Annotated in this window: 20 protein-coding genes; 15 read left to right on the top strand and 5 right to left on the bottom strand. The window is 67.7% G+C overall.

The window, feature by feature from the left end; all coding sequences use genetic code 11:
* Window positions 1-5: 5 nt before the first annotated feature.
* The 3 genes from ACE3Q8_RS11400 to ACE3Q8_RS11390 are packed head-to-tail and all read right to left on the bottom strand — an operon-like array spanning window position 6 to window position 1338.
* Complete coding sequence (locus ACE3Q8_RS11400) at window positions 6-503, bottom strand: Fur family transcriptional regulator (RefSeq protein ID WP_293382874.1); 498 nt, start codon at window positions 501-503, stop codon at window positions 6-8.
* Window positions 503-874, bottom strand: a complete 372-nt coding sequence (locus tag ACE3Q8_RS11395) for a copper-binding protein (RefSeq protein ID WP_257835916.1) — start codon at window positions 872-874, stop codon at window positions 503-505. The genes ACE3Q8_RS11400 and ACE3Q8_RS11395 overlap by 1 nt, the downstream gene beginning before the upstream one ends.
* Window positions 875-897: 23 nt before the next feature.
* Complete coding sequence (locus ACE3Q8_RS11390; protein WP_257835915.1) at window positions 898-1338, bottom strand: helix-turn-helix domain-containing protein; 441 nt, start codon at window positions 1336-1338, stop codon at window positions 898-900.
* 69 nt (window positions 1339-1407) lie between these two features.
* Here ACE3Q8_RS11390 and ACE3Q8_RS11385 point away from each other — a divergent pair, with 69 nt between their 5' ends.
* The 11 genes from ACE3Q8_RS11385 (at window position 1408) to ACE3Q8_RS11335 (ending at window position 14550) form a co-directional block, all read left to right on the top strand.
* On the top strand, window positions 1408-2106 hold the full coding sequence (locus tag ACE3Q8_RS11385; RefSeq protein ID WP_293382878.1) for a cation transporter: 699 nt from the start codon (window positions 1408-1410) through the stop codon (window positions 2104-2106).
* Window positions 2107-2151: 45 nt separating this feature from the next.
* Window positions 2152-2481: a hypothetical protein gene (locus ACE3Q8_RS11380; protein ID WP_257835913.1), complete on the top strand. Its 330-nt coding sequence runs from the start codon at window positions 2152-2154 to the stop codon at window positions 2479-2481.
* 48 nt (window positions 2482-2529) lie between these two features.
* On the top strand, window positions 2530-3783 hold the full coding sequence (locus ACE3Q8_RS11375; protein ID WP_374470389.1) for a TolC family protein: 1254 nt from the start codon (window positions 2530-2532) through the stop codon (window positions 3781-3783).
* Window positions 3780-4976 carry an efflux RND transporter periplasmic adaptor subunit gene (locus ACE3Q8_RS11370; protein ID WP_293382881.1) on the top strand — a complete coding sequence of 399 codons (1197 nt, stop codon included), beginning with the start codon at window positions 3780-3782 and terminating at the stop codon, window positions 4974-4976. Before ACE3Q8_RS11375 ends, ACE3Q8_RS11370 begins: the two co-directional genes overlap by 4 nt.
* An 8-nt stretch (window positions 4977-4984) precedes the next feature.
* Window positions 4985-8203: an efflux RND transporter permease subunit gene (locus ACE3Q8_RS11365; RefSeq protein ID WP_293382884.1), complete on the top strand. Its 3219-nt coding sequence runs from the start codon at window positions 4985-4987 to the stop codon at window positions 8201-8203.
* A gap of 148 nt (window positions 8204-8351) precedes the next feature.
* Window positions 8352-8693 carry a hypothetical protein gene (locus ACE3Q8_RS11360; protein ID WP_257835911.1) on the top strand — a complete coding sequence of 114 codons (342 nt, stop codon included), beginning with the start codon at window positions 8352-8354 and terminating at the stop codon, window positions 8691-8693.
* A 32-nt stretch (window positions 8694-8725) separates the two neighbouring features.
* Window positions 8726-9328 (top strand): cation transporter, encoded by a 603-nt coding sequence (locus ACE3Q8_RS11355; RefSeq protein WP_257835910.1) that lies wholly within the window; start codon window positions 8726-8728, stop codon window positions 9326-9328.
* An 11-nt stretch (window positions 9329-9339) separates the two neighbouring features.
* Window positions 9340-11796, top strand: a complete 2457-nt coding sequence (locus ACE3Q8_RS11350) for a heavy metal translocating P-type ATPase (protein WP_374470388.1) — start codon at window positions 9340-9342, stop codon at window positions 11794-11796.
* A gap of 237 nt (window positions 11797-12033) precedes the next feature.
* A complete protein-coding gene (gene lspA, locus ACE3Q8_RS11345; RefSeq protein ID WP_374470387.1) occupies window positions 12034-12528 on the top strand; it encodes a signal peptidase II in 495 nt (164 codons plus the stop codon).
* Entirely contained in the window at window positions 12525-13769 is a 1245-nt protein-coding gene (locus tag ACE3Q8_RS11340; RefSeq protein ID WP_293410978.1) for a cytochrome P450, read from the top strand. The genes lspA and ACE3Q8_RS11340 overlap by 4 nt, the downstream gene beginning before the upstream one ends.
* 139 nt (window positions 13770-13908) lie before the next feature.
* Complete coding sequence (locus ACE3Q8_RS11335) at window positions 13909-14550, top strand: helix-turn-helix domain-containing protein (RefSeq protein ID WP_374470386.1); 642 nt, start codon at window positions 13909-13911, stop codon at window positions 14548-14550.
* A gap of 18 nt (window positions 14551-14568) precedes the next feature.
* Here the strand turns inward: ACE3Q8_RS11335 and ACE3Q8_RS11330 are convergent, their stop codons facing one another.
* Window positions 14569-15414: a sterol desaturase family protein gene (locus tag ACE3Q8_RS11330; RefSeq protein WP_374470385.1), complete on the bottom strand. Its 846-nt coding sequence runs from the start codon at window positions 15412-15414 to the stop codon at window positions 14569-14571.
* Window positions 15415-15612: 198 nt separating this feature from the next.
* On the opposite strand from ACE3Q8_RS11330, the gene ACE3Q8_RS11325 reads away from it, so the two are divergent.
* Window positions 15613-17658, top strand: a complete 2046-nt coding sequence (locus ACE3Q8_RS11325) for an NAD(+) synthase (RefSeq protein WP_293410971.1) — start codon at window positions 15613-15615, stop codon at window positions 17656-17658.
* Here the strand turns inward: ACE3Q8_RS11325 and ACE3Q8_RS11320 are convergent.
* Window positions 17655-19592, bottom strand: coding sequence for an FTR1 family protein (locus tag ACE3Q8_RS11320; protein WP_374470384.1), 1938 nt, complete (start codon window positions 19590-19592; stop codon window positions 17655-17657). The genes ACE3Q8_RS11325 and ACE3Q8_RS11320 overlap by 4 nt on opposite strands.
* A gap of 163 nt (window positions 19593-19755) precedes the next feature.
* On the opposite strand from ACE3Q8_RS11320, the gene ACE3Q8_RS11315 reads away from it, so the two are divergent.
* The 3 genes from ACE3Q8_RS11315 to ACE3Q8_RS11305 all read left to right on the top strand — a co-directional run bounded on the left by ACE3Q8_RS11315 (window position 19756) and on the right by ACE3Q8_RS11305 (window position 23469).
* On the top strand, window positions 19756-20628 hold the full coding sequence (locus ACE3Q8_RS11315; RefSeq protein ID WP_374470383.1) for a cation transporter: 873 nt from the start codon (window positions 19756-19758) through the stop codon (window positions 20626-20628).
* Between the two features lie 64 nt (window positions 20629-20692).
* A complete protein-coding gene (locus tag ACE3Q8_RS11310) occupies window positions 20693-22909 on the top strand; it encodes a tetratricopeptide repeat protein (RefSeq protein ID WP_374470382.1) in 2217 nt (738 codons plus the stop codon).
* Window positions 22906-23469, top strand: a complete 564-nt coding sequence (locus ACE3Q8_RS11305) for an MAPEG family protein (protein ID WP_374470381.1) — start codon at window positions 22906-22908, stop codon at window positions 23467-23469. The genes ACE3Q8_RS11310 and ACE3Q8_RS11305 overlap by 4 nt, the downstream gene beginning before the upstream one ends.
* The last annotated feature ends 106 nt before the right edge of the window (window positions 23470-23575 follow it).

Here is a 23575-nt window from a genome sequence, read left to right as displayed (position 1 = left end):
GGGACTCAGCCGACGCAGTCTGGGCACACGCCGTGGACTTCCAGAACGAGACGGTTGGGCTTGAAGCCTCGTGCAGAAGCGGCCGCGAATGCGGTCTGATCGATTTCGAGTTCACATTCCTGGGCCCTGCCGCAGCAGTCGCAGATCAGGAATTCGATCGCTGAGCGGCCGTGATGGCGGTCGCAGGCCACGAATGCATTCAAGCTCTCGATCCGGTGTGCGAGGCCGACGCGAACCAAGAACTCCAGAGCCCGGTAAACCGTCGGTGGCTTGGCTGCGTAGCTTGGCCTCGAGAGCGCCTGCAACAGCTCATAGGCGCCGATCGGCCTCTCCGCGCGAACCAACAAGTCGTAGATGCGTGCTCGCCCTGGAGTCCAGGTTTGGCCCACCCGAGCACAGTGGTCGGAGGCTTCGGCGAGCCGCCGTTCGACCGCATTGTCGGCAAGCTCGCCCTTCGTTCGGTGGCTACACGCCATGCCCGGCGGCTCGAACTGGTGGCCCATCAGCTCGCCGGCGCTGGAGAAACGTAGAGGATCTCGCCCGCCTCATCCTGCACGGTAGCGCGGAAGTAGACGCGCGCGCCCGGCCGAAGGCGTGCGATATCGCTTTGCCGGACACGAAAGTTCATCACCATGCTCGGCCAGTCGTTGCGGGATTGATGCGTGTGACGAAGCGAGACCGTCAACCTGCTCGGATCGATTGCGACCACCTCTCCAAGTCCTTCCTCGGTGCCGAACTGCGAGATCAGCGGGCGTACTGGTCGGCCGTGTTCCGGGTCCAACCGCTTGAGCCTCAAATGGCTCATCTCCTCTGGCGTCAGCTCCACGGTCGGCTCCCGCTCGCAGCCGATCAACAGGATGGCGAGCAGGAGCATCAGGGCGGCGCCAGCAAACGGCCTCACGGGAGCGCTCGGGAGGTCGAGTGATCCGTGACGCAAAGGGCGTGATCGGCCAAAGTTTCGATGACGCGGCAGTCGCCGGCGAGGCCACGGCAGCTGGTCGCAACCATGCGCTTCAACTCGGACCGCAACGCCTGCAACTGGGCAATCTTCGTCTCGATTGAGGTCAGCTGTTCTGCTGCGAGGGCGTTTGCGTCGTCACAGGCGTAATCCGGATGATCGGCTAGGTCGAGCAAGGTGCGGATCGCGTCGACGGAAAAGCCAAGCTGGCGCGCGTGCTTGATGAACGCCAACCGACGCACGGCCCGATCATCGTAAATGCGGCGATCGCTCTCGGTGCGGTCCGGTTTGAGCAGAAGCCCGATCTGCTCGTAGAAGCGGATCGTCGGGACCTTCACGTCGGTCGCCTTGGCGAGTTTGCCGATTGTGAGCGCTGGCATGCGGCCTCCTGTCGTGCCGTCAAAATAGGTGCTTGATCCTCTAGCCACTAGAGGGTGCAGGGTGGTTGCATGTCCAGTTGTTCAACCTCCGAGAGGCCGGCTGCCGCGGGATGTGGCTGCGGGAGCGCCGTCGCGTTCGACGGCGCGTCTCCGGCCTACAAGCGCGCCCTCACCGCCGTCATCGCTATCAACATCGTTGGCTTTGTCGTCGTCGCCATCGGCAGCTGGCTCGCCGACTCGGCTGCGCTGGCGGCCAACACACTCGACTTCGCAGCCGATGCGGCCACCTACGCCTTGAGCTTGTGGGTGATCGGCAAGAGCGTCCAGTTGCGTTCCGGCGCCGCATTCATCAAAAGCGCCAGCCTCGCCGTGATGGCGACCGGCATCCTCGGCCTGGCCATCTGGCGGGCGCTCACCGGGGCCTCGCCGGAGGGCGGCGCTATCTCCGGCCTGGGCCTGTTCGGCGCAGCCGCCAACCTCCTGGCGGCCCTGCTTCTGGTGCGCTTCCGCGAGGGCGACGCCAACGTCCGGTCCGTCTGGCTCTGCACGCGCAATGACCTCATCCAATGCCTTGCCGTGGCAGCCACCGGCGTGGCTGTCACTGTGGCAGGGTCGCGCTGGCCGGACGTGATCGTGGGCGTGCTGCTGGCAGCGGTCTTTTTCCGCTCCGCTTGGCAGATCACCGCTCAGGCCCGTGAAGAGCGTCGCGCGGCGAAAGCCGAACGTGATTTTGTAACGCATTCCCAGCGCTCGTCAGTCTCGATATAGGGACGGGCGATGGAATGGACCTCACCCTGGTGGCGGAAGGTCGGCATGGTGCTCGCTGCGCTCGTGCTGACCGTGCTCACGCTCGGGCCGGGTCTCGACGGCCTCATCTGCCGCGACGAAGGCAGCCTGAGCGCCGTTGCGGCTGAACTGCCTGTCGCCGCCGCCCCCGCCGACGATGCTGGTCCACCGCCTCTCGACGAGGGACGCGGCATCTGCATCCACGGACATTGCCATCACAGCGCGCCCTACGTACCGGCCACGCTAGCCGCCGGCGAGCTGTCCGCTCCGCTGCTGGCGGTTGCCCACCCGTTCGTGCGCAACCGGGTGCCGATCTCCGATCCCAAGTTCGGGCTGATCCGACCTCCCAGAGCCTGACGGCTCGCGCGCTGACGCGCTCATTCCGTCACGTTCAAGAGGGACACCATGAAACCCGACTTCCGCAGCTCGCCTTTGGCGGGACTGCTCTTGCTGGTCAGCCTCGGCGCAGCGGGCGCCGCTATGGCCGAACCTGCGCCGCCCTTCGCCGCACTGCTGGCCCAGGCGCAGGCCACCGCCCCCCGTCTCGCCGAGGCGCGCGCCAACATCGCTCGGGCCGAAGGGCTCGCAAGGCAGGCAGGCGCGATCCCCAACCCGAGCGTGGGACTCGAGATCGAAAACTTCTCCGGTTCCGGTCCCTTCCGCGGGACGAGCCTGTCGGAGACCACCGCGACGATCGGTCAGACTGTCGAGCTTGGCGGCAAGCGCTCGGCGCGGGTCGCGGCTGGGCGTGCGGAAGTCGAGGCGGCTCGCGCCCAGGCCCGCCGGATCGAAGCGGAATACGCCTTCGATTTGGCGGCCGCCTATGCTGATGCCGAGGCGGCCGAACGGAGACTGAAACTCGCCCATGACTCGCGAAGCCTCGCGGAAGAGGATGCGCGCATCGCCACAGCCCTGGTCGCGGCGGGACGGGAGGCCGACCTGCGGCGTCTCCAGGCTCAGGCGGCGGTGCAAGCCGCCCGTGCGGCGGTGGACGAAGCCCAGGCTGCGCGTGCGACTGCCTTCGGCAATCTGACAGCCCTCGCCGGGGCGTCGGCGCCAATCACCTCGATCCCGGTCAGCCTACTCGAGGCGAAAGCTCCACTCTTCTCCGGAGCCAATCCCGCAGCGAACGCGACGACGGCCTTCCTCGCTGCACAGGCTGAGCGAGAAGCGGCGGCGCGACGCCTTAGCGTTGAACGACGTCGAGCCATTCCGGATGTGACCCTCTCCGTCGGCCTGCGCCGTTTCCAAGAGGACGACGCCACCGCGCTCGTCGCGGGCGTCTCTGTGCCCCTGCCGCTGTTCGATCAGAACCGCGGCAATATCGCCGCCGCTCGGGCTGAACAGACAGCCGCCGAGGCCCGGCTGAACGCGGCCAGGCTCGACGCCGAAGCCGCCGTCCGCACCAGCACGGCGCGCATCTCAGCGGCCGAAACCCGGCTCGCGGCAGCCCGCGAGGGCGAGAGCACCGCCGAAGAAGCCTATCGTCTCGCCCGCATCGGGTACGAGGCCGGCAAACTCCCGCTCGCCGAACTGGTCGCCGCCCGCCGCGCCCTGACTGAAGCGCGCGCCCAAACCATTGCAGCCGCCGTCGAGCGGATCAGCGCCCAGGCCGCGCAAGCTCGGCTCAGCGGCGTCGCCACCCCCGGAGTACAATGATGACAATGAAGAGGGACAATGCGCGCCTATATGGCGCGGTCGCGGCCGCAGTGATGCTGGCCGGCGGGGGCGGGTTCGTCCTGTCGAACATGATGAGCAAGCCCGCGGCTCCCGCCGCTGGCGAGGAGCACGCGGAAGAAGGCGCGGAGGAAGAAGGCCACAGCGAAGAGGGCGCCGCAGCGCCCGAAGGAGTCGTTGCGCTCACGCCGACGCAGATCCGCGCTTCCGGAATTCAGCTGGTCGCGGTCACCCGTGGCAGCGGCGGCGAAGTCCGGCTTTCGGGGCGTGTCGAGCCGATGATCGATGCCCGGGCCAGCGTTGGAGCGGCTGTGGCCGGCCGCGTGGAACGGGTTCTCGTAGCCGCCGGGCAATCGGTCCGCGCCGGCCAGGGCCTTGCGGTCCTGGTAAGCGGCGAAGCCGCTACCTTCCGAGCCGACGCCGACGCTGCAGCCGCAGCGGCCGACGCCGCGCGACGCGCCTATCAACGTGACCAGAGCCTTGGCTCCCAGGGGATCGTTGCACGGCAAGAGGTCGAGACGTCGCGAGCTCAAGCGCTCAGCGCCGAGGCGGCGGCGCGGGCCGCCCGTGCGCGGGCGTCGGCGTCGGGGGGGCCGAACGCTGCGGGCCGGTTGACCGTCACCAGCCCGATTTCCGGCGTCGTCACCTCTGTCGCGATCGGGCCTGGCGGCTTCGTCACGCAGGGCGGCGTCGTCGCCGAAGTGACCAACCCCGACCGGGTCGAACTGGTCTTCAATGCACCGCCGAGTGTCGCCACCGGCGTTCGCGCAGGATCCCGGATTCGGGTCCAAGGGCCCACGGGCGAATTTGACGCCGTGATCGTCGGAGTTGCGACGGCTGCCGGCGAGCAGACGGGTGCGACGGTCATCCGCGCACGCGCGGCTGGAGGCGTGCTCCCCCCGGCAGGCTCGGCGGTGACGGGCGCGGTCATCACCGGCGCTGAGGCAGGCGGGCTGACAGTGCCAAGCGATGCCGTTCAGAGCATCGAGGGCTCGAGCGTCGTGTTCGTGGCGGTGAACGGAGGCTTCCGTGCCACACCGGTGCTGGTTGGGCGCCAAGCCGGCGGCCGCACCGAGATCCTCCGCGGGCTGGGCGGCGAGGAGCGGGTCGCCGCGGCCAACGCCTTCCTCCTGAAAGCCGAACTCGCCAAGGGCGAAGCCGAGCACGGACACTAGGACTTCCTATGTTTAAAGCCTTGATCGAAGCGTCCGTACGCTTCCGCTGGTTCGTGATCCTCGCTGTCGCCGTTGTGGCTGGCCTCGGGCTTTTCGAACTCACCCGGCTGCCGATCGATGCAGTCCCGGACATCACCAACCGTCAGGTCCAGATCACGACCGTCGCGCCTTCGCTCGCCCCCGAGCAGATCGAACGGCAGGTCACCTATCCGCTGGAGACCGCCCTTGCGGGGATCCCAGGGTTGACGAGCACCCGCTCACTCTCGCGCAACGGCTTCAGCCAGATCACCGCCGTCTTCACCGACCAGACTGATATCTATTTCGCTCGTCAGCAGGTCGCCGAGCGGATGAGAGAAGCACAGGAGAACCTGCCCGACGGTGTCGAGCCGGCGCTGTCCCCCGTGACCACCGGGCTCGGCGAAGTCCTGATGTGGACAGTCGACTACGCGGCCTTCGACCAGGCGAAGGCGCGGGCTGGGCGGCCGGGTTGGCAGCCGGATGGCGTCTACCTCACGCCCGAGGGAGAGCGGCTGGCGACTCCGCAGCAGAGGGCGACCTACCTGCGCACGGTGCAGGACTGGATCATCGCGCCGCAGATGCGCTCCACCCCGGGGCTGGCGGGCGTGGATACCGTCGGTGGTTATGTAAAGGAGTACGCAGTCCGCCCGGACGCCGCCCGACTGTCAGCCTACAAGCTCAGTCTGGGCGATCTTGTGCAGGCGCTCGAGCGCGCAAACACCCAGGCTGGCGCAGGCTTCGTTCAGCGGGCGGGCGAGGCCCTGGTCGTGCGGAGCGACGCCCTCGCCGGGTCCATTCAGGACCTGGCGCAGGCTCCGGTGGTGAACCGGGATGGTCTGGTCGTGAGGGTCGCAGACGTCGCGACCGTGGAGATCGGACAGGGCCTGCGGCTCGGCGCCGCCAGTCGCGACGGCCACGAGGCCGTTCTCGGCACCGCGCTGATGATCGCCGGGGGCAACAGTCGCACCGTCGCTCAAGCCGCGGCGGAACGGCTGGCAGAAGTGGATGATTCACTTCCGCCCGACGTGGTCGCGATTCCGGTGCTCAACCGAAGCGAGCTGGTCAACTCGACCATCAAGACCGTTGCGCGCAACCTGACCGAAGGCGCGCTTCTCGTCATCGTCATCCTCTTCCTGCTGCTCGGCAACATTCGCGCGGCGACGATCACGGCGCTGATGATCCCGCTCTCCTTCCTGTTCGCGGTGATCGGGATGAACCGGTTCGGGATCAGCGGAAACCTGATGAGCCTCGGTGCCCTCGACTTCGGATTGATGGTCGATGGCGGCGTCGTCGTGATCGAGAATACGCTGCTACTGCTCAGCCAGCGCCGTGCCGAGTTGGGTCGGGTGCTGACCCGACACGAGCGTCTCGGCGCGGCGGTTGAGGCCGCCCGGCAGATGGTCAAGCCCGCCGCCTTTGGTCAGCTCATCATCCTGCTCGTGTTCGCCCCGTTGCTCACCCTCGAAGGCGTCGAAGGCAAGACCTTCCAGCCCATGGGCGCGACGGTCATGCTTGCCCTGGTCGGCGCGTTCATCCTGTCCTTCACCTTCGTGCCTGCCATGGCCGCCTTGCTCGTGCGGGATCCTAAGTCGGTGCACTCGGGCCCAGACGGAAGGGTGGAGGAGCACGAGACTCGCATCCTTCGCTGGGCGCGCCAGCGCATCCAGCCGGCGATCGGAGCGGCGGTGTCGCGACCAAGGATGGTGCTCATGGCGGCGGGCATGGCGCTGCTCGTTGGCGTGATCTCGTTCTTCACACTCGGCCGCGAATTCATCCCGACCCTGGACGAAGGCGATATCGCGATGCAGGCCCTGCGTGTGCCGTCGGCCTCTCTGGAGCAATCCATCGCCATGCAGATGGCGCTTGAGCGCGCCATCAAGGCTCAGCCGGAAGTGGAGACCATGTTCTCCCGCACAGGCACCGCAGAAGCGGCGGTGGATCCCATGCCGCCCAACATCTCCGACAGCGTCATCGTACTGAAGGATCGCAAGGCCTGGCCGGACCCGAGACTTCAGAAAGAGGAACTGATCGAACGAATCGAGAAGGCGGCGGGCCAACAGATCGGCAATAATTTCGAGTTCAGCCAGCCGATCGAACTTCGCTTCAACGAATTGATCTCGGGTGTCCGCACGGACCTGGCTGTGATGGTCTATGGGGACGACTTCGGAACGTTGCAGCGAACAGCCGATCAGGTCGCCGCCGCCCTGCGGCAGACCCCCGGCGCGGCGGACGTGCGGGTCGAGCAGGCCTCCGGCCTGCCCACCCTGACCATCAAAGTCGATCGGTTCGCTGCGGCCAGTTACGGCCTTTCGGCGGCGGACGTGAGTGAGGCCGTCTCGGCGGGCATTGGGGGCGCTGAGGCGGGTCAGATCTTCGAGGGCGACCGCCGTTTCGATGTCGTCGTGCGCTTGCCGGAAGCGGCGCGCAACGATCCCGCCGCCCTTGCAGCTCTGCCAGTCGTGTCGACCTCCGGCGCCGTGGTGCCTCTGGCGTCCGTGGCTCGCATCGACACAGCAGAAGGCCCCAACCAGATCAGCCGGCAGAACGGGAGCCGGCGGATGGTGGTGCAGGCCAACGTTCGAGGCCGCGACCTCGGCGGATTTGTGAGCGACGCCCAGCAGCGCGTCGCGAAAGTCGCCCTGCCCACCGGGGTCTACCTCGACTGGGGCGGTCAGTTCGAGAACCTGCAGCGTGCCGAACAACGGCTAGGACTGGTGATCCCGGTGGTCTTCGTGCTCATCGGCATTCTGCTCTTCATGGCGCTTGGCTCGTTTGCGGAGGCGGCCCTCGTCTTCGCCTGCGTTCCCCTCGCCCTCGTCGGCGGCGCCGTCGCCTTGCTCCTGCGGGGCATGCCCTTCTCCGTCTCCGCGGCTGTGGGGTTCATCGCGGTGTCGGGCGTGGCGACACTGAACGGGCTCGTCCTGATGCAGGCGATCCGCGAGCGCCTGACAGCAGGGCTGCTCCCGAAGGATGCAGCCATCGAAGGTGCGTCTAGCCGGCTACGCGCTGTCCTGACGACCGCTCTTGTCGCCATTGTCGGCTTCATCCCCATGGCCATCGCACACGGCGCAGGCGCTGAGGTGCAAAAGCCTCTCGCCACAGTCGTCATCGGAGGTCTGCTCACAGCAACCGCTCTGACCCTGTTGGTGTTGCCGACGTTTGCCGCCCAGGCGGTCCGACATCGGAGCGCCGAAGGGATTGAGGACTGACACCATGAGCGGAATGGAACGAGGCCCGTTGAAGGTCCGGAGCGGCCGGGTGCGAGGCGCGCCACGGCCGGGCCCCCGGGCTGCCCAGCGGTTCTGCCGTGTAGCGACTCTCGCCACGGGCTTGATCGCTGCGGCGTCCGGCGCGGCCTTGGCCGAGCCGACCCCAGCCGTCGAGCTCGTCGAAGGAGGCCCGCTAAAGATCCTCACCGGCTATCTGCGGGTCGGCGAACATCCGGCCGTGGTCCGCGGCTTGGTGCGCCGCCGCCCAACGTCCAGGCTCCCCACTGGGGGCCACCTGGATGTCGCCGCCTTCGACCGGCAGGGCGGCCTGCTGGCGTTGAAGCACGTCCGATGGCGCGGCTCCCTCGTGGGCCGGCATCCGGCAGCAGCGGCCTATACCGCTCGCCTCGGAGTGCCCGCGGACCTCATCGGTCGCATCCGGGTCAACTACGCACCCGCGGGCGCGCACCCCATCGGCCCCGAGCAATGAGGGAGGTCTCCGAAGTCAACTGCCAAGGAGACATGGCCGCATTGAGCGACGTCGACCGTGCGCAACGGCGGACCTTGCTTTGGGTGTTCGTGCTCAACGCAGCGCTGTTCGTCAGCCTTGGCCTAGCCGGTCTGCTCGCCGACTCGAGCGCGCTGATCGCCAACGCCGTTGACAACGCATCAGACGCCGCCGTCTACGCGATCAGCTTCTTGGCCGTCGGCCGCGCCGCCGTCTGGAAACGCCGAGCGGCGGGGGTCTCCGGTATCATGCTGCTGATCTTCGCGGGCGGCGTGCTTCTGGACGTGATCCGCCGCTGGTGGCTCGGAACCGAGCCCGTCGGTTGGACCATGATGGCCCTGGCGCTCGTCGCTGCGGGCGTGAACCTCGTTTGCTTATTCCTCCTGCGCCGTGCGCAAAGCGACGACGTGAACATGCGCGCGGCAGAGACCTTCAGCCTCAATGACTTCGCGTCCAACGGCGGCATCCTCGTCGCCGGGGCCTTGATCATGTGGCTGAACCAGGCCTGGCCGGACTTGGTCGTGGGCGTGCTGGTGGCCCTGATCGCGGCGAAGGGCGGGCTGGAAATTCTACGGGACGCGGCCGAGAGCCGCGCAGAGCCCGCGACGGAAAGTTGAAAGGACGCGCTGTGGCTGAAGACAAGCTTCGTCTCGAGATCCCGGTCCTGCTGCCGGCCGCCGCGGAGGCTTGCGAGCGCTGTGTGCAGCAACTCGCGGAGGTCCTTGCCTCAAGGCCCGGGGTCGCCGAAGCGCATGTGCAGGGCCGCGAGGACGCGGTGCTCTGCGTGCACTTCGATCCAGCCCAAATCTCTGCGTCCCAGGTTCGCGCCCTGGCCGTGCAGCAGGGCGCCCGCCTCGCAAGCGCCTCCGGCCACGCCAACTTTCGCCTGAGCCAGCCGCTGCATGCCCGCGCCGCCCGGACCCTGGCGGACGACCTCCGAGGCCGTCCGGGGGTGCTCCACGCCGATGTGGGCGTGACCGGCGCGGTCCTGGTCGAGTTCGACCCCGCGAAGGTCGAGCCCGTCGCCCTGGAGGCCTACCTGCTGGAGCGCGCGGCCGCCCTTGGGCAGTCAAACGCGGAAGCCGCACGACGCAAGTCCTCCGCGAAGGAGGGCGAGCACGGGGGCCACGAGCACAAGCCGGGAGAGGGACGCGAGCACAAGCACGGTGGCCCGTTCGGCGAGCGGACGGAACTGGTCTTCGCCGGGCTGTCCGCCGTGGTGTTGCTGATCGGCTGGCTTGCGTCCTTCCGCCTTGAGGGCGCTATCCCGCTGGCCTTCTATCTCCTGGCGTACGGGTTCGGCGGCTACTTCACGCTGCGCGAAGCGCTCGAAAATCTCCGTAAGCGCCGCTTCGAGATCGACACGCTGATGCTGGTCGCCGCGGCGGGTGCGGCGGCGTTGGGCGAGTGGGCCGAAGGCGCCCTGCTGCTCGTGCTCTTCAGCCTAGGCCATGCACTGGAACACTACGCGATGGGGCGGGCTCGCAGGGCCATCGAGGCGCTGGCCGAACTGGCGCCGGAGCGCGCAAGCCGCAAGCGTGGCGACACCTTCGAAGATGTCCCCGTCGAGGCGCTCGAGATCGGCGACATCGTCATGGTTCGGCCCAACGAACGGCTGCCGGCCGACGGGGTCGTCGTCGTAGGCGAGAGTTCGGTCAATCAGGCCCCCGTCACCGGCGAGAGCATGCCGGTCGACAAGCGCGCGGCGGGCCACGACATCGCATTCGAAACGGCCGATGCCGCGCAAAAGGTGTTCGCGGGCACCATCAATGGGGTTGGAGCCCTGGAGGTGCGCGTGGCGCGCCTCTCCGGTGAGTCGACCCTAGCTCGTGTGGTCACCATGGTCGCCGAGGCCGAGGCGCAGCGCTCGCCCACCCAGCGCTTCACCGACAAGTTCGAACGGATCTTCGTCCCGGCCGTCCTCCTGGGTGTCTTCGCCCTGATGTTCGCCTGGGTCGTAGTCGATGAGCCGTTCAGCGTGAGCTTCTACCGGGCGATGGCGGTCCTGGTCGCCGCCAGCCCCTGCGCCTTGGCGATCTCCGTCCCGAGCGCCGTCCTCAGCGGCGTGGCTCGCGCAGGACGCGGCGGCGTCCTCGTGAAGGGGGGCGGGCCGCTGGAGAACCTTGGGAGGCTGCAGGCTCTGGCGTTCGACAAGACCGGCACCCTGACGGAGGGACGCCCCCGCGTCACCGACGTCGTGCCTGCCGTGGGGGTCGACGAAGCGCGGCTCCTTGAGACGGCGGCGGCGGTCGAGGGGCTGAGCGACCATCCGCTTGCGGCAGCGGTGGTCACGGCGGCCACTGAAAGGCTGCCTGGCCCGCCCGGACGCGCCGAAGCGGTGGAGAGCATCACCGGACAAGGTGTCCGCGGGCGCTTTGGCGGTGAAGACGTCTTCATCGGGAAGCTCAAGCTCTTCGAGACCGTTCCGGGGGCGCCCGTGCCCGAGCAGGTGCGCAGTGAAGTCGAGCGGCTCTCCAGCTCAGGGCGGACCGTCATGGTAGTTCGGAGCGGCGAGACCTACCTCGGCGTGATCGGCCTACAGGACACGCCGCGCGAGGGCGCCGCAGAGGTCATCGCCGCCCTCCGCCGGCTGGGCGTCAAGCGCATGATCATGCTGTCGGGCGACAATCAGGGCGTTGCTGACGCCATCGCCGCCAAGCTCGGTCTGACCGACGCCCGCGGCGGACTGATGCCGGAGGACAAGGTCGCCTTCATCAAGGCCCTTCGCGAGCAAGCAGGCGGCGTCGCGATGGTCGGGGACGGCGTCAACGATGCGCCGGCCATGGCGAACGCGACCGTGGGGATCGCGATGGGCGCAGCCGGATCCGACGTGGCGCTCGAGACCGCAGACGTCGCCCTAATGGCGGACGACCTGCGGCGACTGCCCTTCGCGGTCAGCCTAAGCCGTCAGACCAGCGCCATCATCAAGCAGAACCTGCTCGTGAGCCTTGGGATGGTCGCCTTCCTGATCCCGGCCACCATTTTCGGCCTAAAGATCGGCGCTGCCGTTGTTTTCCACGAAGGGTCGACGCTCCTCGTAGTGTTCAACGCCCTGCGCCTGCTGGGCCATCGGGACAAGCCCTGAAATTGCTGTGCTTCAGCAAGCACTGCTACAGTCCTGCCAGCGATTGCAGTGGCTCGCACGTCGCGACGTTGGGCTGCGCAGTCCCTTTGCGGCGGCGCTGGACCGAGCGCGCTTCCCTGAAGCTCTGTCAGCGGGCCGCCGGCGCAGGCCGATCCGCTCGCGCGCTCGAGCGGCGCCAGATCGGGCTTGATCCTCTAGCAGCTAGAGGTGGCAGGCTGAGCAGCAAAAGGAGCCTCGATGCACAGGACGCTTGGACTCACCCTTAGCCTCGGCGTGCTCGCGGCCGATCAGGCCACCAAGCTCATAGCGCGCGCCCACCTCACGGAGCCCGCGACCCTGGGGCCGTCTCTGAACCTGCAGCTCGGGTCCAATACCGGCGTCACGTTCGGACTCTTCGCCGGCTCAGGCGAACTTGGGCGCTGGCTGCTGGTCGCCGGCACGGCGGCAGTCGCGCTGTGGCTCATGGCATGGATGTGGCGCGAGCGCCGTCTCGCCGTGGCGGCGCCGCTCGCGCTGATTGTCGGTGGCGCCCTAGGGAACATCGTCGACCGGGTCCGCCTCGGCGCAGTGACCGACTTCATCGACGCCCACATCGGCGATTTCCATTGGCCGACCTTCAATCTCGCAGACACCGCGATCACCGTCGGTGTCGCATGGCTGCTGCTCACCTCGCTTGGCCGGCAGGCCTCCGCCACCGCCCCATCCAGTCCGCCAGCGAAAGGGCATCCATGACCGCCCGCCACCAGCCGCCGCATGACGCCACTCTAGCCCTAGTGACTGACCCCTATCGCTTCATCTCCAAACAGTGCGATCGGATCGGCGCAGACGGCTTCGAAACGCATGTCCTCTTCAAGGACACGATCTGCCTGAAAGGACCGGAAGCCGCGGCACTCTTCTACGACGTGGACCGGTTCAAGCGAGAAGGCGCCATGCCGTCGCCAATCCGCAAGACCCTGCTCGGCGATGGGGGCGTTCAGGGGCTCGACGGTGACGCACATCGCCGCCGCAAGCAGCTGTTCATGGACCTGATGGCGCCTGAGCGCATCAGGGTGCTTGGAGAGCTTTTCGAAGCGGAACTAATGCGTGCCGCGGCGGGCTGGGCCTCGGACGGCCGCGAGATCACCTTCTACGATGAACTGCATCCGATGCTCACGCGTGCGGTGTGCGCGTGGGCAGGCGTGCCGATCGAAGCGGCCGAGGTCCAGGGCCGCGCGCGAGAACTCCGAGCCCTGTTCGATGCGGCCGGCGCGCGCGGCCCTCGACACCTCTGGTCCCGCTACGCGCGCCGCAAGGTCGATCATTGGCTCTCGCGCGTCGTCGAGGCGATCCGGGACGGCGGGCAGACGCCGGATGAGGACACCGCCGCCTTCCGGATCGCGCATGCGCGGGAGCTCAACGGCGAGCTGCTCGCGGCGAACATCGCCGCCGTCGAGCTCGCCAACGTGCTGCGTCCCACCGTCGCGACCGCTGTCTACGTGGTCTTGCTCGCCCACGCCCTGCACACCCATCCGGAAGCGGCGCAGGTAGCGCGTGAGGGACCGGTGCAACGCAACGCCTTCATCCAGGAGGTGCGCCGCTTCTACCCGTTCTTCCCGTCGCTCATCGCGCGCGTGCGGCAGCCCTTCACCTGGCGCGGCCTCAGCTTCCCGGCGGACCGGCAGGTGATCCTGGACCTGTACGGCACCAACCACGATCCGTCCGCCTGGGCCGATCCGGACGCCTTTCGACCCGGACGGTTCGCCGCCCATCCGCCCGGTCCGTTCGATTTCGTGCCGCAGGGAGGCGGTGACCATCTGGCCGGCCACCGCTGCCCGGGCGAGTGGATCGTAGTTGAGATCATGGAGCGCGCCTTCGAGGTGCTGACCCGAAGGATTCGCTACGAGGTCCCCCAGCAGGACCTCGGGCTCGACTTCGGGCGATTGCCGGCCTTGCCGCGCAGCCGTTTCATCATGCGCGGCGTTGGCCTGAACTGATGGCGCCCGACGGCGCTCTGACCGCTCCATGGATCGGACTGTGGAATCGCTTATGAGTCGGCCTGCCGGGGGCAAGGATAAGCCGGGCTGGGCCGGTGCACTGGAGCTGGGGGCGACATGGGCAGTCTGGCGCGGCGCGGTGGGCGACGCCGCCGCCCACCGTCATTTCGCCGCACAGGCCGTCCTGAGCGGCGAGCCGCTCACGGTCCACGATGCCGAGGGACGCAGCGTCTCCGCTGACTGCGTCCTGATCGATCCCTTGGCGCCCCATCGCCTCGTGGCGTCGCCTTCGGCCGAGCTCATCTTCCTGGAGCCCTCGCGCTACGCGGCGGCGGAGCTGGAAGCCAAGCTGCGGCAAATCCGGCAAACGCGGTCTCTTGCCGTGTTGAGGGGCGCGCCGGGGGAAGAGTTTTGGGCGAGGTGGCTGTCGTCGCCCACGCCTGCGCCCCGGCCCCTGGATCCGCGCCTCCAGGCGGCGATGCTTGTGCTCGAGGAGGATCTATCGGAGGGGCCTACGCCCCTCAAGCGGGCGGCCGCCGTCGCGGGCTTGTCTCCTGAGCGCTTCCGCCACCTCTTCGCAGAGGAGGTCGGTTTGCCCTATCGGCGCTTCCTGCTCTGGCGGCGGCTTCGCCTGGCCGCCGAGCATCTCCTGGCTGGCCGTGACGCCACGGTCGCCGCGCATGCTGCGGGTTTCGCCGACGCCGCGCACCTCGCCCGCACCCTCAAGGCCACGTTCGGGGTAACCGCCAGCCAACTCCACCTCGCGACGCCCAGCGCCTAGGCCGGCGAGCGCCTGGTCTCAGCTGATTTTCCGAAACGGGGCCGCCAGCTGGGCGACATAGTCCGTCGGATAGTTCGGCTGATCGCCGATGCCGATGTCGTCGGAGCTGAGGCGCTTGCTGCGATCGTAGTACGCCGTGCGCAAAAGATAATCCCAGAGACAGGTGAACAGTCCAAAGTTCACGTCGCCGACGCCGGGCCACTTCTGGTGATGGAAGCGATGCACGGGCGCCCAGGCCATCACGTAGCGCAGCGGTCCGAGCCGCATGTCGACATTGGCATGCTGCAGCAGGAGCTGGATCGCGACCGCGAAACCGAGAAGGACGCCGATCTGGAGCGGCATGCCCATCAGGATCAGGGGCGCAGTCCCGGCGAGCGTCTCCACGGCTTGGTGCACAGGATGCTTCATGAGGCCGTTGAAGCCGTACATCCGCTTCACTGAGTGATGGACGGCGTGGAAGCGCCAGAGCCATTGGAACTTGTGGCTGAAGTAATGGCAAAGGGTGATCCCGAGGTCCGCCACGAGGATCGCAAGCACCAGCTGAGCCCAGATCGGCCAGGCGGCCGGCCAGAGGCCCGCGGCCGGCGACAGCAGGGTCAGCACAGGGATCAGTGCTGCGCCGGCGTAGACGCTGGCTTCGTTGACCAGCGCGTGCAGGACATCGCGGCGGCTATCCCCGCGCGGTCTGTTCCAGATCGGTTCGTAGGGAATGACCCGCTCCACGAGGAACGAAACCGCGATAGCGGCGCCGAGCAGCGGAGCAAGCCAGGCCAAGGACCGACCGCTCGCGACGAGCCCCAGCCCCGCGCCGATGAACCCGAACATGAACCCCGGGGCATAGGCCACCCTCAAAACCCAAAGCATGAAAGCTCCCTCGCTTGCGGGCGAAAGCTAGGCGACCTTGCAAGCCCGGGCTTGAACAAGGCGGCTGCGCCAGCCGGCCTCCCAACAGCCGCTCCGTTCAAGCCAAGGATCTGAGGCGACGTCCCTCTGGGCAGCCCACGCCGCAACCGCTCCCGCCCCTCGCGGCTTTGCTCCGGGTGACAGCGGAGGTGAGCACCCGTGACCTCGAACTTCTATGCCATTCACACGCAAGGCTTGGTGCGTGTGGCCGTCTGCACGCCGCGCGTAGCGGTCGGCGACCCCGGCTTCAACGCCGACGAAACCTTAGCCCTTGCGAAAGATGGCCATGCCCGCGCCGTCGACCTCATGCTCTTCCCGGAGCTGGGACTGTCGGCCTACGCCATCGACGATCTGTTGCTGCAGGACACCCTGGTGCGCCGCGTGGAGCTCGAGCTCGCACGTTTGGTCGAGGCGAGCACCGCGCTGTCCCCGGTGCTGATCGTCGGCGCCCCCGTCGCCCACAATGGCCGGCTCTACAACTGCGCGATCGCAATTTCTCGCGGGCGGATTTTGGGCGTCGTGCCGAAGAGCTTCCTGCCGAACTATAGGGAGTATTACGAAAACCGTTGGTTTGCTCCCGGCGCAGGCGTTGTCGGGCTGCACACGCAGATCGCCGGCCAATCCGTTCCATTCGGGACGGACCTTCTCTTCACGGCGGCCGATCTGCCGGACTTCGTCTTCCACATGGAGATGTGTGAGGACTTCTGGGCCGCGACGCCGCCGTCCACCCAGGCCGCGCTCGCGGGCGCGCTGATCCTCTGCAATCTGTCCGCCTCCAACATCGTGGTCGGCAAAGCCGACGACCGAGCATTGCTTTGTGCGTCCCAGTCGCTGCGCTGCCAGGCGGCCTATCTCTATTCGGCGGCCGGACCGGGCGAGAGCACAACGGACCTCGCCTGGGACGGTCAGGCGACCATCCACGAGCTTGGCGTGCTGCTCGCCCAGACGGATCGCTTCCCCGCCAAGGCGCAGATGGCCGTGGCCGACGTCGACGTGGAACGCCTGCGCCTTGAGCGCATGCGCACACCTACCTTCAACAACGCCGCCGTGGCGTCAGGGCGTCCTGAGACCTGCTTCCGCCGGGTGGAATTCCACCACAAGCCTAGTTTCCAGGACGTCGGTCTGCTACGCGCGATTGACCGGTTCCCGTTTGTACCGGACGACCTCGCGCGCCTCGACAAGGATTGCTACGAGGCCTTCAACATCCAGGTCCAGGGACTCGCCAAACGCCTCGACGCCACCAAGTCCAGGCACATTGTGGTCGGCGTGTCCGGCGGCCTGGACTCCACCCACGCTCTCATTGTCGCGGCCAAGGCCTTCGACGCGCTCGGCAAGCCCCGCTCGGACATCCTCGGCTTCACCATGCCGGGCTTCGCAACCAGCGAGGGCACGAAGTCGAACGCTTGGCGACTGATGCGGGCGCTCGGCGTCACCGGGGAAGAGATCGACATCAAGCCGGCCGCACGCCAGCTTCTCACCGACCTCGGTCACCCCTTCGCCGTGGGTGAACCGGTGTACGACGTGACCTTTGAAAACGTTCAGGCTGGGCTGCGGACGGATTACCTGTTCCGGCTCGCCAACCAGCGCGGCGGCTTCGTGCTCGGGACGGGCGACCTGTCGGAGCTGGCGCTCGGCTGGTGCACCTACGGCGTGGGTGACCAGATGAGCCACTACAACGTCAATGGCTCGGTGGCGAAGACGCTGATCCAGCACCTGATCCGCTGGGTCGCGACCACAGGCCAGTTCGACGCCGACGCCTCCCAGACGCTGCTTTCGGTGCTGAGCACGGAGATCTCGCCGGAGTTGGTGCCGGCCGACGCCTCGGGGGCGATCCAGAGCACCCAGGCCAAGGTCGGGCCCTACGAGCTGCAGGACTTCAACCTCTACTACATTACCCGCTACGGCCTGCGGCCGTCGAAAGTCGCCTTCCTCGCTTGGCACGCCTGGAAGGACCGCGATGCTGGGCATTGGCCGGCGCATTTCCCCGCCGAGGCGCGCAACGCTTACGACTTGGCGGCCATAAAGCACTGGCTAGGCGTGTTCCTGTTCCGCTTCTTCGAGATCAGCCAGTTTAAGCGCTCAGCGATGCCGAACGGCCCCAAGGTGATCTCGGGCGGCAACCTCTCCCCGCGCGGCGACTGGCGCGCCCCGTCGGACGGCTCCGCCCGTATCTGGCTCGATGAACTCCAGGCGAATGTGCCCTAGACCCGCGCCTCGGCCTGGGCGCGCCGGCCCGCTGCCCAGAACCCGACCACCACGACGGTCAGCGTGAGCAGCTGAGCTAGGAGCCCTTCCCAGGTCGGGAACACGCCGAGCACCTCAATTCGGGGCAGCGCCGCCAGGGGCCGGACATCGAGCATCCCCGCTTCCTGCAGACCCGCCACGCCTTTCCCGGCGAGCACCACGGCCAATACGGCGATGAGGATCGAGCTGTAGGAGAAGAACTGCGCGATGGGCAGGCGCTTGCTGTAGCTCAGCAGCGCCCAGGCGATCACCGCCAGGCAGATGACCGCCAAGCCGGCGCCGGACACCATCGCGAGCTGCCCCCCCTGACTCCAGAGGGCGGCGTAGAACAGGATGGTCTCGAACACTTCCCGGTAGACGACGACGAAGGCCAACAGGAACAGGAACCAGGCCGACCGCTTTGACAGCGCCGCCGACAGCTTGTCGCGAATATACGCCTGCCACGCGCCCGCCTGGGCCTTCCCATGCATCCACACCCCCACCGAGATCAGCACGACTGCGGAGACCAAGGACCCGAACCCTTCGGTCAGTTCGCGGCTCGCTCCGCTGATGGAGATGAGGTAGGTCGCCGCCGCCCAGGTCAGCCCCCCCGCCAGAAGGGCGGCGATCCAGCCGCCGTGGACGTAGGGCAGTACGTCGTGGCGTTCGGCCTTCCGTAGGAAGGCGATCATCGCGATCACAATCAGAAGCGCCTCGACTCCCTCCCGCAGCAGAATGGTGAAGGCGCCGAGGAAGCTTGAGGCGGCGCTGGCCTGCTCCGGCGCGAGCGCCCGCGCAGCTTCATCGAACAACCCATCCAGCCCTCGGACCTGCGCGGCCACTTCGGCCGACGGCGCGCCGCGGGCAAGGCTGGCCCGGAGCTCGCCCATGGACGCCTCGACCTTCGCCATCAGGGCGCCGTCTCGCGCGCGCAGCAGAGGTTCGACAGGCTCGAACCCGTCAAGATACGCCGACAGCGCGAGCTCCTCAGCCCGCTTGCGATCGCCCGCCTCGTAGGCGTTCAGGCTTTCCGCGAGTTTGCGGCGGGCGACGTCCAGCCCGCCATCCGACCTCGACGCTACAGCCTCCGGATGGCGGCGCAGATAAGCCATGATTAGGGTGGCCTGCGGCTCGCCTAGGCGGGCCGCCAGAGCTGCGGGGGTCGTTTGGGTCAGGACCTGTAGGTCGGGGACGACGGCGTGCAGCTGCGACCCCGCGCGCCACGCCTGCTCGCCGGCGCGCTCGGCCTCTCGGGAATAGGCGAAGGTCCCAACATAGTACGCCAGCGCCCAGCGATCGTCGGACGACAGGTGGGCGAAGCTGGGCATGGCCGTGCCGTCGAGCCCCTGGCCAATCACCTGATACAGACCGAAGAGGCTCCGCTCGTTGGCGCGCGCCACGTCGGTGAAGGCGATCGGCGGCGGGTCCAGCCCTTTGGCGTTGGGGCCGTCCCCCCTGCCGACGGCGCCGTGGCAGGACGCGCACTGCTCGGCGTAAAGGGCCGCACCCCGGATCAGGTTTGGGGCCTGCTGCGGCGCGAGCGGCACGGGGTACGCTTTTAGCAAATCGGCCGCGAGGGTTCGGGCCCGGCGCGCCACGTCGGCAGGCTCGGCACGATGATCCACGGATCCGACGAGTGCGTTCGCCTCTGCAAGGAGCTGCGGTTTGGCGGAACTCGCCGGCAGGGCGGCGATGCGGCTGCGCACCGACGCGGAGAATTCCCGCATCTCCGCATACTCGGCCTCGCTTACGATCCGGCCGTCGGTGACAGCGCCGGGGTAATCCACCGCAATATAGTCCAGCAGGCGCCAGGCGACGGCGGCGGAGGGCGGCGCGTCCTGGGCAACGGCGGTGGCGGGAAGTTGGGCGGCCACGAGAAGGGCGACCGCAAGGAAGAGGCGTGCGAGCGCCGGCATCGAAGCGTCCTGAGTGCGACTGCGAATACGTCTTAACAGCACGATACATGCTCAAGTCGCTAGAGGATCAAGAGCCGGCTTGGCGAGGCTCCGGAGAGCCGCCGCAACGGCTTGATCCTCAAGCCGCTAGAGCAATTAGAGTGGCCACATCGGGAGAAAACACATGTCGAACACGACAGCCGCCGCAGAGTCACTCCGGTACCGTGTGACCGGCATGGATTGCTCCAGCTGCGCGGAAAAGATCCAGTCGGCGGTGGCCAAGCTGCCTGGTGTCCAGGAAGCGCGTGTCTCCATCGCGTCTTCGATGATGACGTTGAAGGTCGACGATGCCGCGAAGCTTGTGCCGACCGTAGAGGCCACGGTCACCGACCTTGGCTATTATCTCGACCGCGATGAGCCTTCGGCGACGGCGGATGACGATGAGCTCCCGAAGAACCTCAGCCATATCACGCCCGCCTACCGGCGGGCGCTCTGGATCGTGGTGCTGATCAATGCCGGCTACGGCCTGGTGGAGATCGTCGCCGGCTTCGTCGCCGGCTCGCAGGCGCTGAAGGCGGACGCCCTCGACTTCATGGGCGACGGGCTCATCACGTTCCTGGGCCTGCTGGCGATCGGCTGGTCCCTCGTCTGGCGCGCGCGCTCGGCGCTCATCCAAGGCTTGTTCCTGGCGGCGCTCGGCGTCGGGGTGCTTCTGAACACGGCCTATCGCGTGCTGGTGCTGAATCAGCCCGAGGCCGAGCTCATGGGCGTATTCGGGGCGATCGCGCTGGTGGCGAACGTTGCGGCGGCGCTCATCCTGATCCCCCACCGTGCCGGCGACGCCAATGTCCGCGCCGTCTGGCTCTTCTCTCGTAACGACGCCCTGGGGAACCTCGCCGTGGTGATCGCCGCAGGCCTGGTGTTCTGGACCAAGACCGCTTGGCCTGATCTCGTCGTGGCCGTGATCATCTCGGGGCTCTTCCTCCAATCTGCGTGGTCGATCATTCGCGATGCCAGGGCCGATTTGAGGGAGGCGCGGTCGCTGAGCGCGGCTTGATCACCGCATGAGACGGTTTCCGCCTCCGCCGCCGCGCCTCACGCCTGCGGGGCCACCTCAGGCGATGGCCGACCTGCAGCAGGCGGTGGCGCACGTGAACGCAGGCCGATGGCCTGAGGCAGAGAAGCACGCCCGAAAGGTTCTCGCGGCAAGGCCCTCGGATCCCTCAGCGCTAAACGTCCTGGGCACGATCGCCTTGAACAGCGGGCGGTCAGACGACGCGATCGCATGGTTTGAAAAGGCGGCCAGTGGGCAGCCGAAGAACCCGTTCATTCAGTTCAATCTCGGTGAAGCCCATCGACGGCTCCAGGCTTACGAGATCGCGGCGACGTTCTTCCAACGGGCCGCAGCTCTCAAGCCAGACTTCGCAGAGGCGTTTGCTGCGGCCGGCGACGCTTATCGTCTGATCGGACGACGGTCCGACGCGGAGCGTTGCTACCGCTCTGCACTGAAACGAGCGCCCGCACTGCCGACCGCCCTCAATGGGCTAGGTCTCTTGTGCCTGCAGAGCGGCGACGCCGCGGGAGCTGCGGAAGGCTTCGATAGGGGTAGAAAGGCGACGCCGGCGGGGCACCCCCTGCGTGCGATTTTGCTGGCGAACCTCGGCCTCGCGCGCCTGCAACTCGGTCACGGCATGGAAGGGCTGGCGTTGCTCGCCCAGGCCGTGGAGGCCGCGCCCGGCGACGCCGAGGCCTGGCGGCGCCTTGCTGGCGCACTCCGCCACACTCGGTTAGCGCCCCCGACGCCGGCATTCAGAGAGATCTTGCTGCAGCTGTTCGACCGGCCGGACGTCAACCCCCGCAATCTGGCGACTGCCGCCATAGCAGTGTTGCGGCAGCAGCCAGAGATTGATCGTCTCCTCGAAAGTATCGCCGGGGCGCCCGGTCAGCTCGCAGAGACATTGGAGCGCGAGGCGACGACAGCCTCCCAGCTGATCCAGGATCACCTATTCCAAACCTTGCTGGCCACCGCCCCCGTGCCCGACGTGGCCATCGAACTCGTGCTCGTCCAACTGCGCGCCGATCTCCTGAGGCTCACGGAGGGGGCGGCCGAACCCCTTGAGGAAGAGCTCAGCATTGCGATCGGTCTCGCCCGGCAGGCGTTCCTCAACGAGTACGTCCTATTCGCCGCGCCGGCCGAGCAGACTCGCGTGGCCAGCCTGATCACGGACCTCGACCGCGAGGACCTCGGACAGCGGGCGGGCGATCTCACCAAGATCGCGATCGTCGCCGCCTATCGTCCGCTCGCCGCAACCCCGCTCGCTGCGCGGCTCCGGGGCGCCGCCCTGCCGGTTCTCGCCGACCTCCTTCGCGAGCAGCTCAGTGAGCCGGACGAGGAAGCCGAGCTGCGCGCCCGACTGCCCGTCCTCAAGCCTCCCACAGACGCCGTCTCGCGGGCCGTCCAGCAACAGTACGAGCAGAACCCTTACCCGCGCTGGACGCGCTGCAGCCTCGGCGAGCCGCTGCCCTTCCGAAGGGCTGTCCAGAACGCCCTGCCTGACCTGCCGGCTGGCGACATCCCCGATCTCGCCCGCCCCCGGGTGTTGATCGCCGGCTGCGGCACCGGGCTGGAGACCATGCGGGTCGCGACGACCTATCGCGGGGCCTCCATCCTGGCGATTGACCTCAGCGCCGCCAGTCTCGGCTACGCCATGCGCAAGGCTCGGGAGTACAGGCTCACGGATGTGGAACACCTGCAGGCGGACATCCTGGACCTAGCCGCCTTGGAGGAACGTTTTGACCTCATCGACAGCTTCGGCGTGCTCCATCACATGGAGGATCCGGCGCAGGGGCTGCGTAATCTTGCCGGGCTGCTGAGCTCATCTGGGCTCCTCTTCGTCGGCCTCTACAGCGAAATCGGTCGACGTGCGGTCGTCGAAGCGCGCGCCCACATTGCGCGCGCCGGATATCGCGACGACGCGGATGGCATCCGGGCGCTCCGCCGTTCCCTGATGCTCGATGGTGCGCCACCCGCGCTGCAGGCCGTAATGAGCCCCGCGTCGGACTTCTGGACCCTTTCGGACTGTCGTGACCTCCTGTTCCACGTGAACGAGCAGCGTTTCACCCTGCCTCAGATCGGGGCGACGTTCGAGGTGGCGGGTCTTGAGTTCCTCGGCGTCCAGTTCGGCCATACCGCCGACCGGACGCGATATTTGGCGCAGAACCGCCGCTCGGGCGCCTTGCGCGATCTTCGCGCCTTGCATCGCCATGAGCTCGACCACCCCGAGATCTTCGGGGACACCTATCGGCTTTGGGCCCGCGCGAAGAGGTCACCGCAATGACCAAGCCGCCCACGCCGCCAAGGGTTGATCTCCCGAAGGAACAGCGCACCGTTAAACTTGGAGCGCTCCTAGCCGTCGCCGTCTGCGGATCAACCCTGGCGCTCGCCTGCCTGGCGCTCCCCCGACTCCTCGCTTTTCCGCAGGACCTCGCCGAGCGCCTCGCGTTTGCGCTGAGAGCCGACCTGCTGATCGCGCTGTGGGTCGTTCTGGCCGTGCGGATGGTGGCGAAGGTGCGGTTCACCTCCGCCGAGGACAACGCCGGTTCCGCGTACAGCCGGCCGAGCGCCCGCCTCGCCGTCCCAGCAGCCTTTCTGCAGAACACCCTAGAGCAAGCCTTCATTGCGGTGGTTGGCCATCTGGCGCTCGCCACAACCTCCGGCGAGGCGCCGCTCGCCTATATTGCGTGCGCCGTAGCGCTCTTCTGCCTCGGCCGCCTGACCTTCTTGCGCGGCTACCCGCAAGGCGCCGGTGGACGCGCCTTTGGCGTCGCCACGACCGCAATTCCGAGCGTGGGGGCCTATGCCTGGACCCTGATCGAGATTGCCCGAGACCTGTTGTGACGGCGCAATCCGCGAACCAAGGCAGACCCTGGGCCATCGCAGCCGCAGATCGGGATGGCTCACTCCCAGGTGCGCTGAGCGCGAGCCCTCCCCCGTGGTCCGACAG

This window comes from Phenylobacterium sp., assembly GCF_041913825.1.
Classification (GTDB): domain Bacteria; phylum Pseudomonadota; class Alphaproteobacteria; order Caulobacterales; family Caulobacteraceae; genus Phenylobacterium.
The sequence above is the reverse complement of the archived record's forward strand: the minus strand, read 5'-3'. Positions and strand labels throughout refer to the sequence as shown.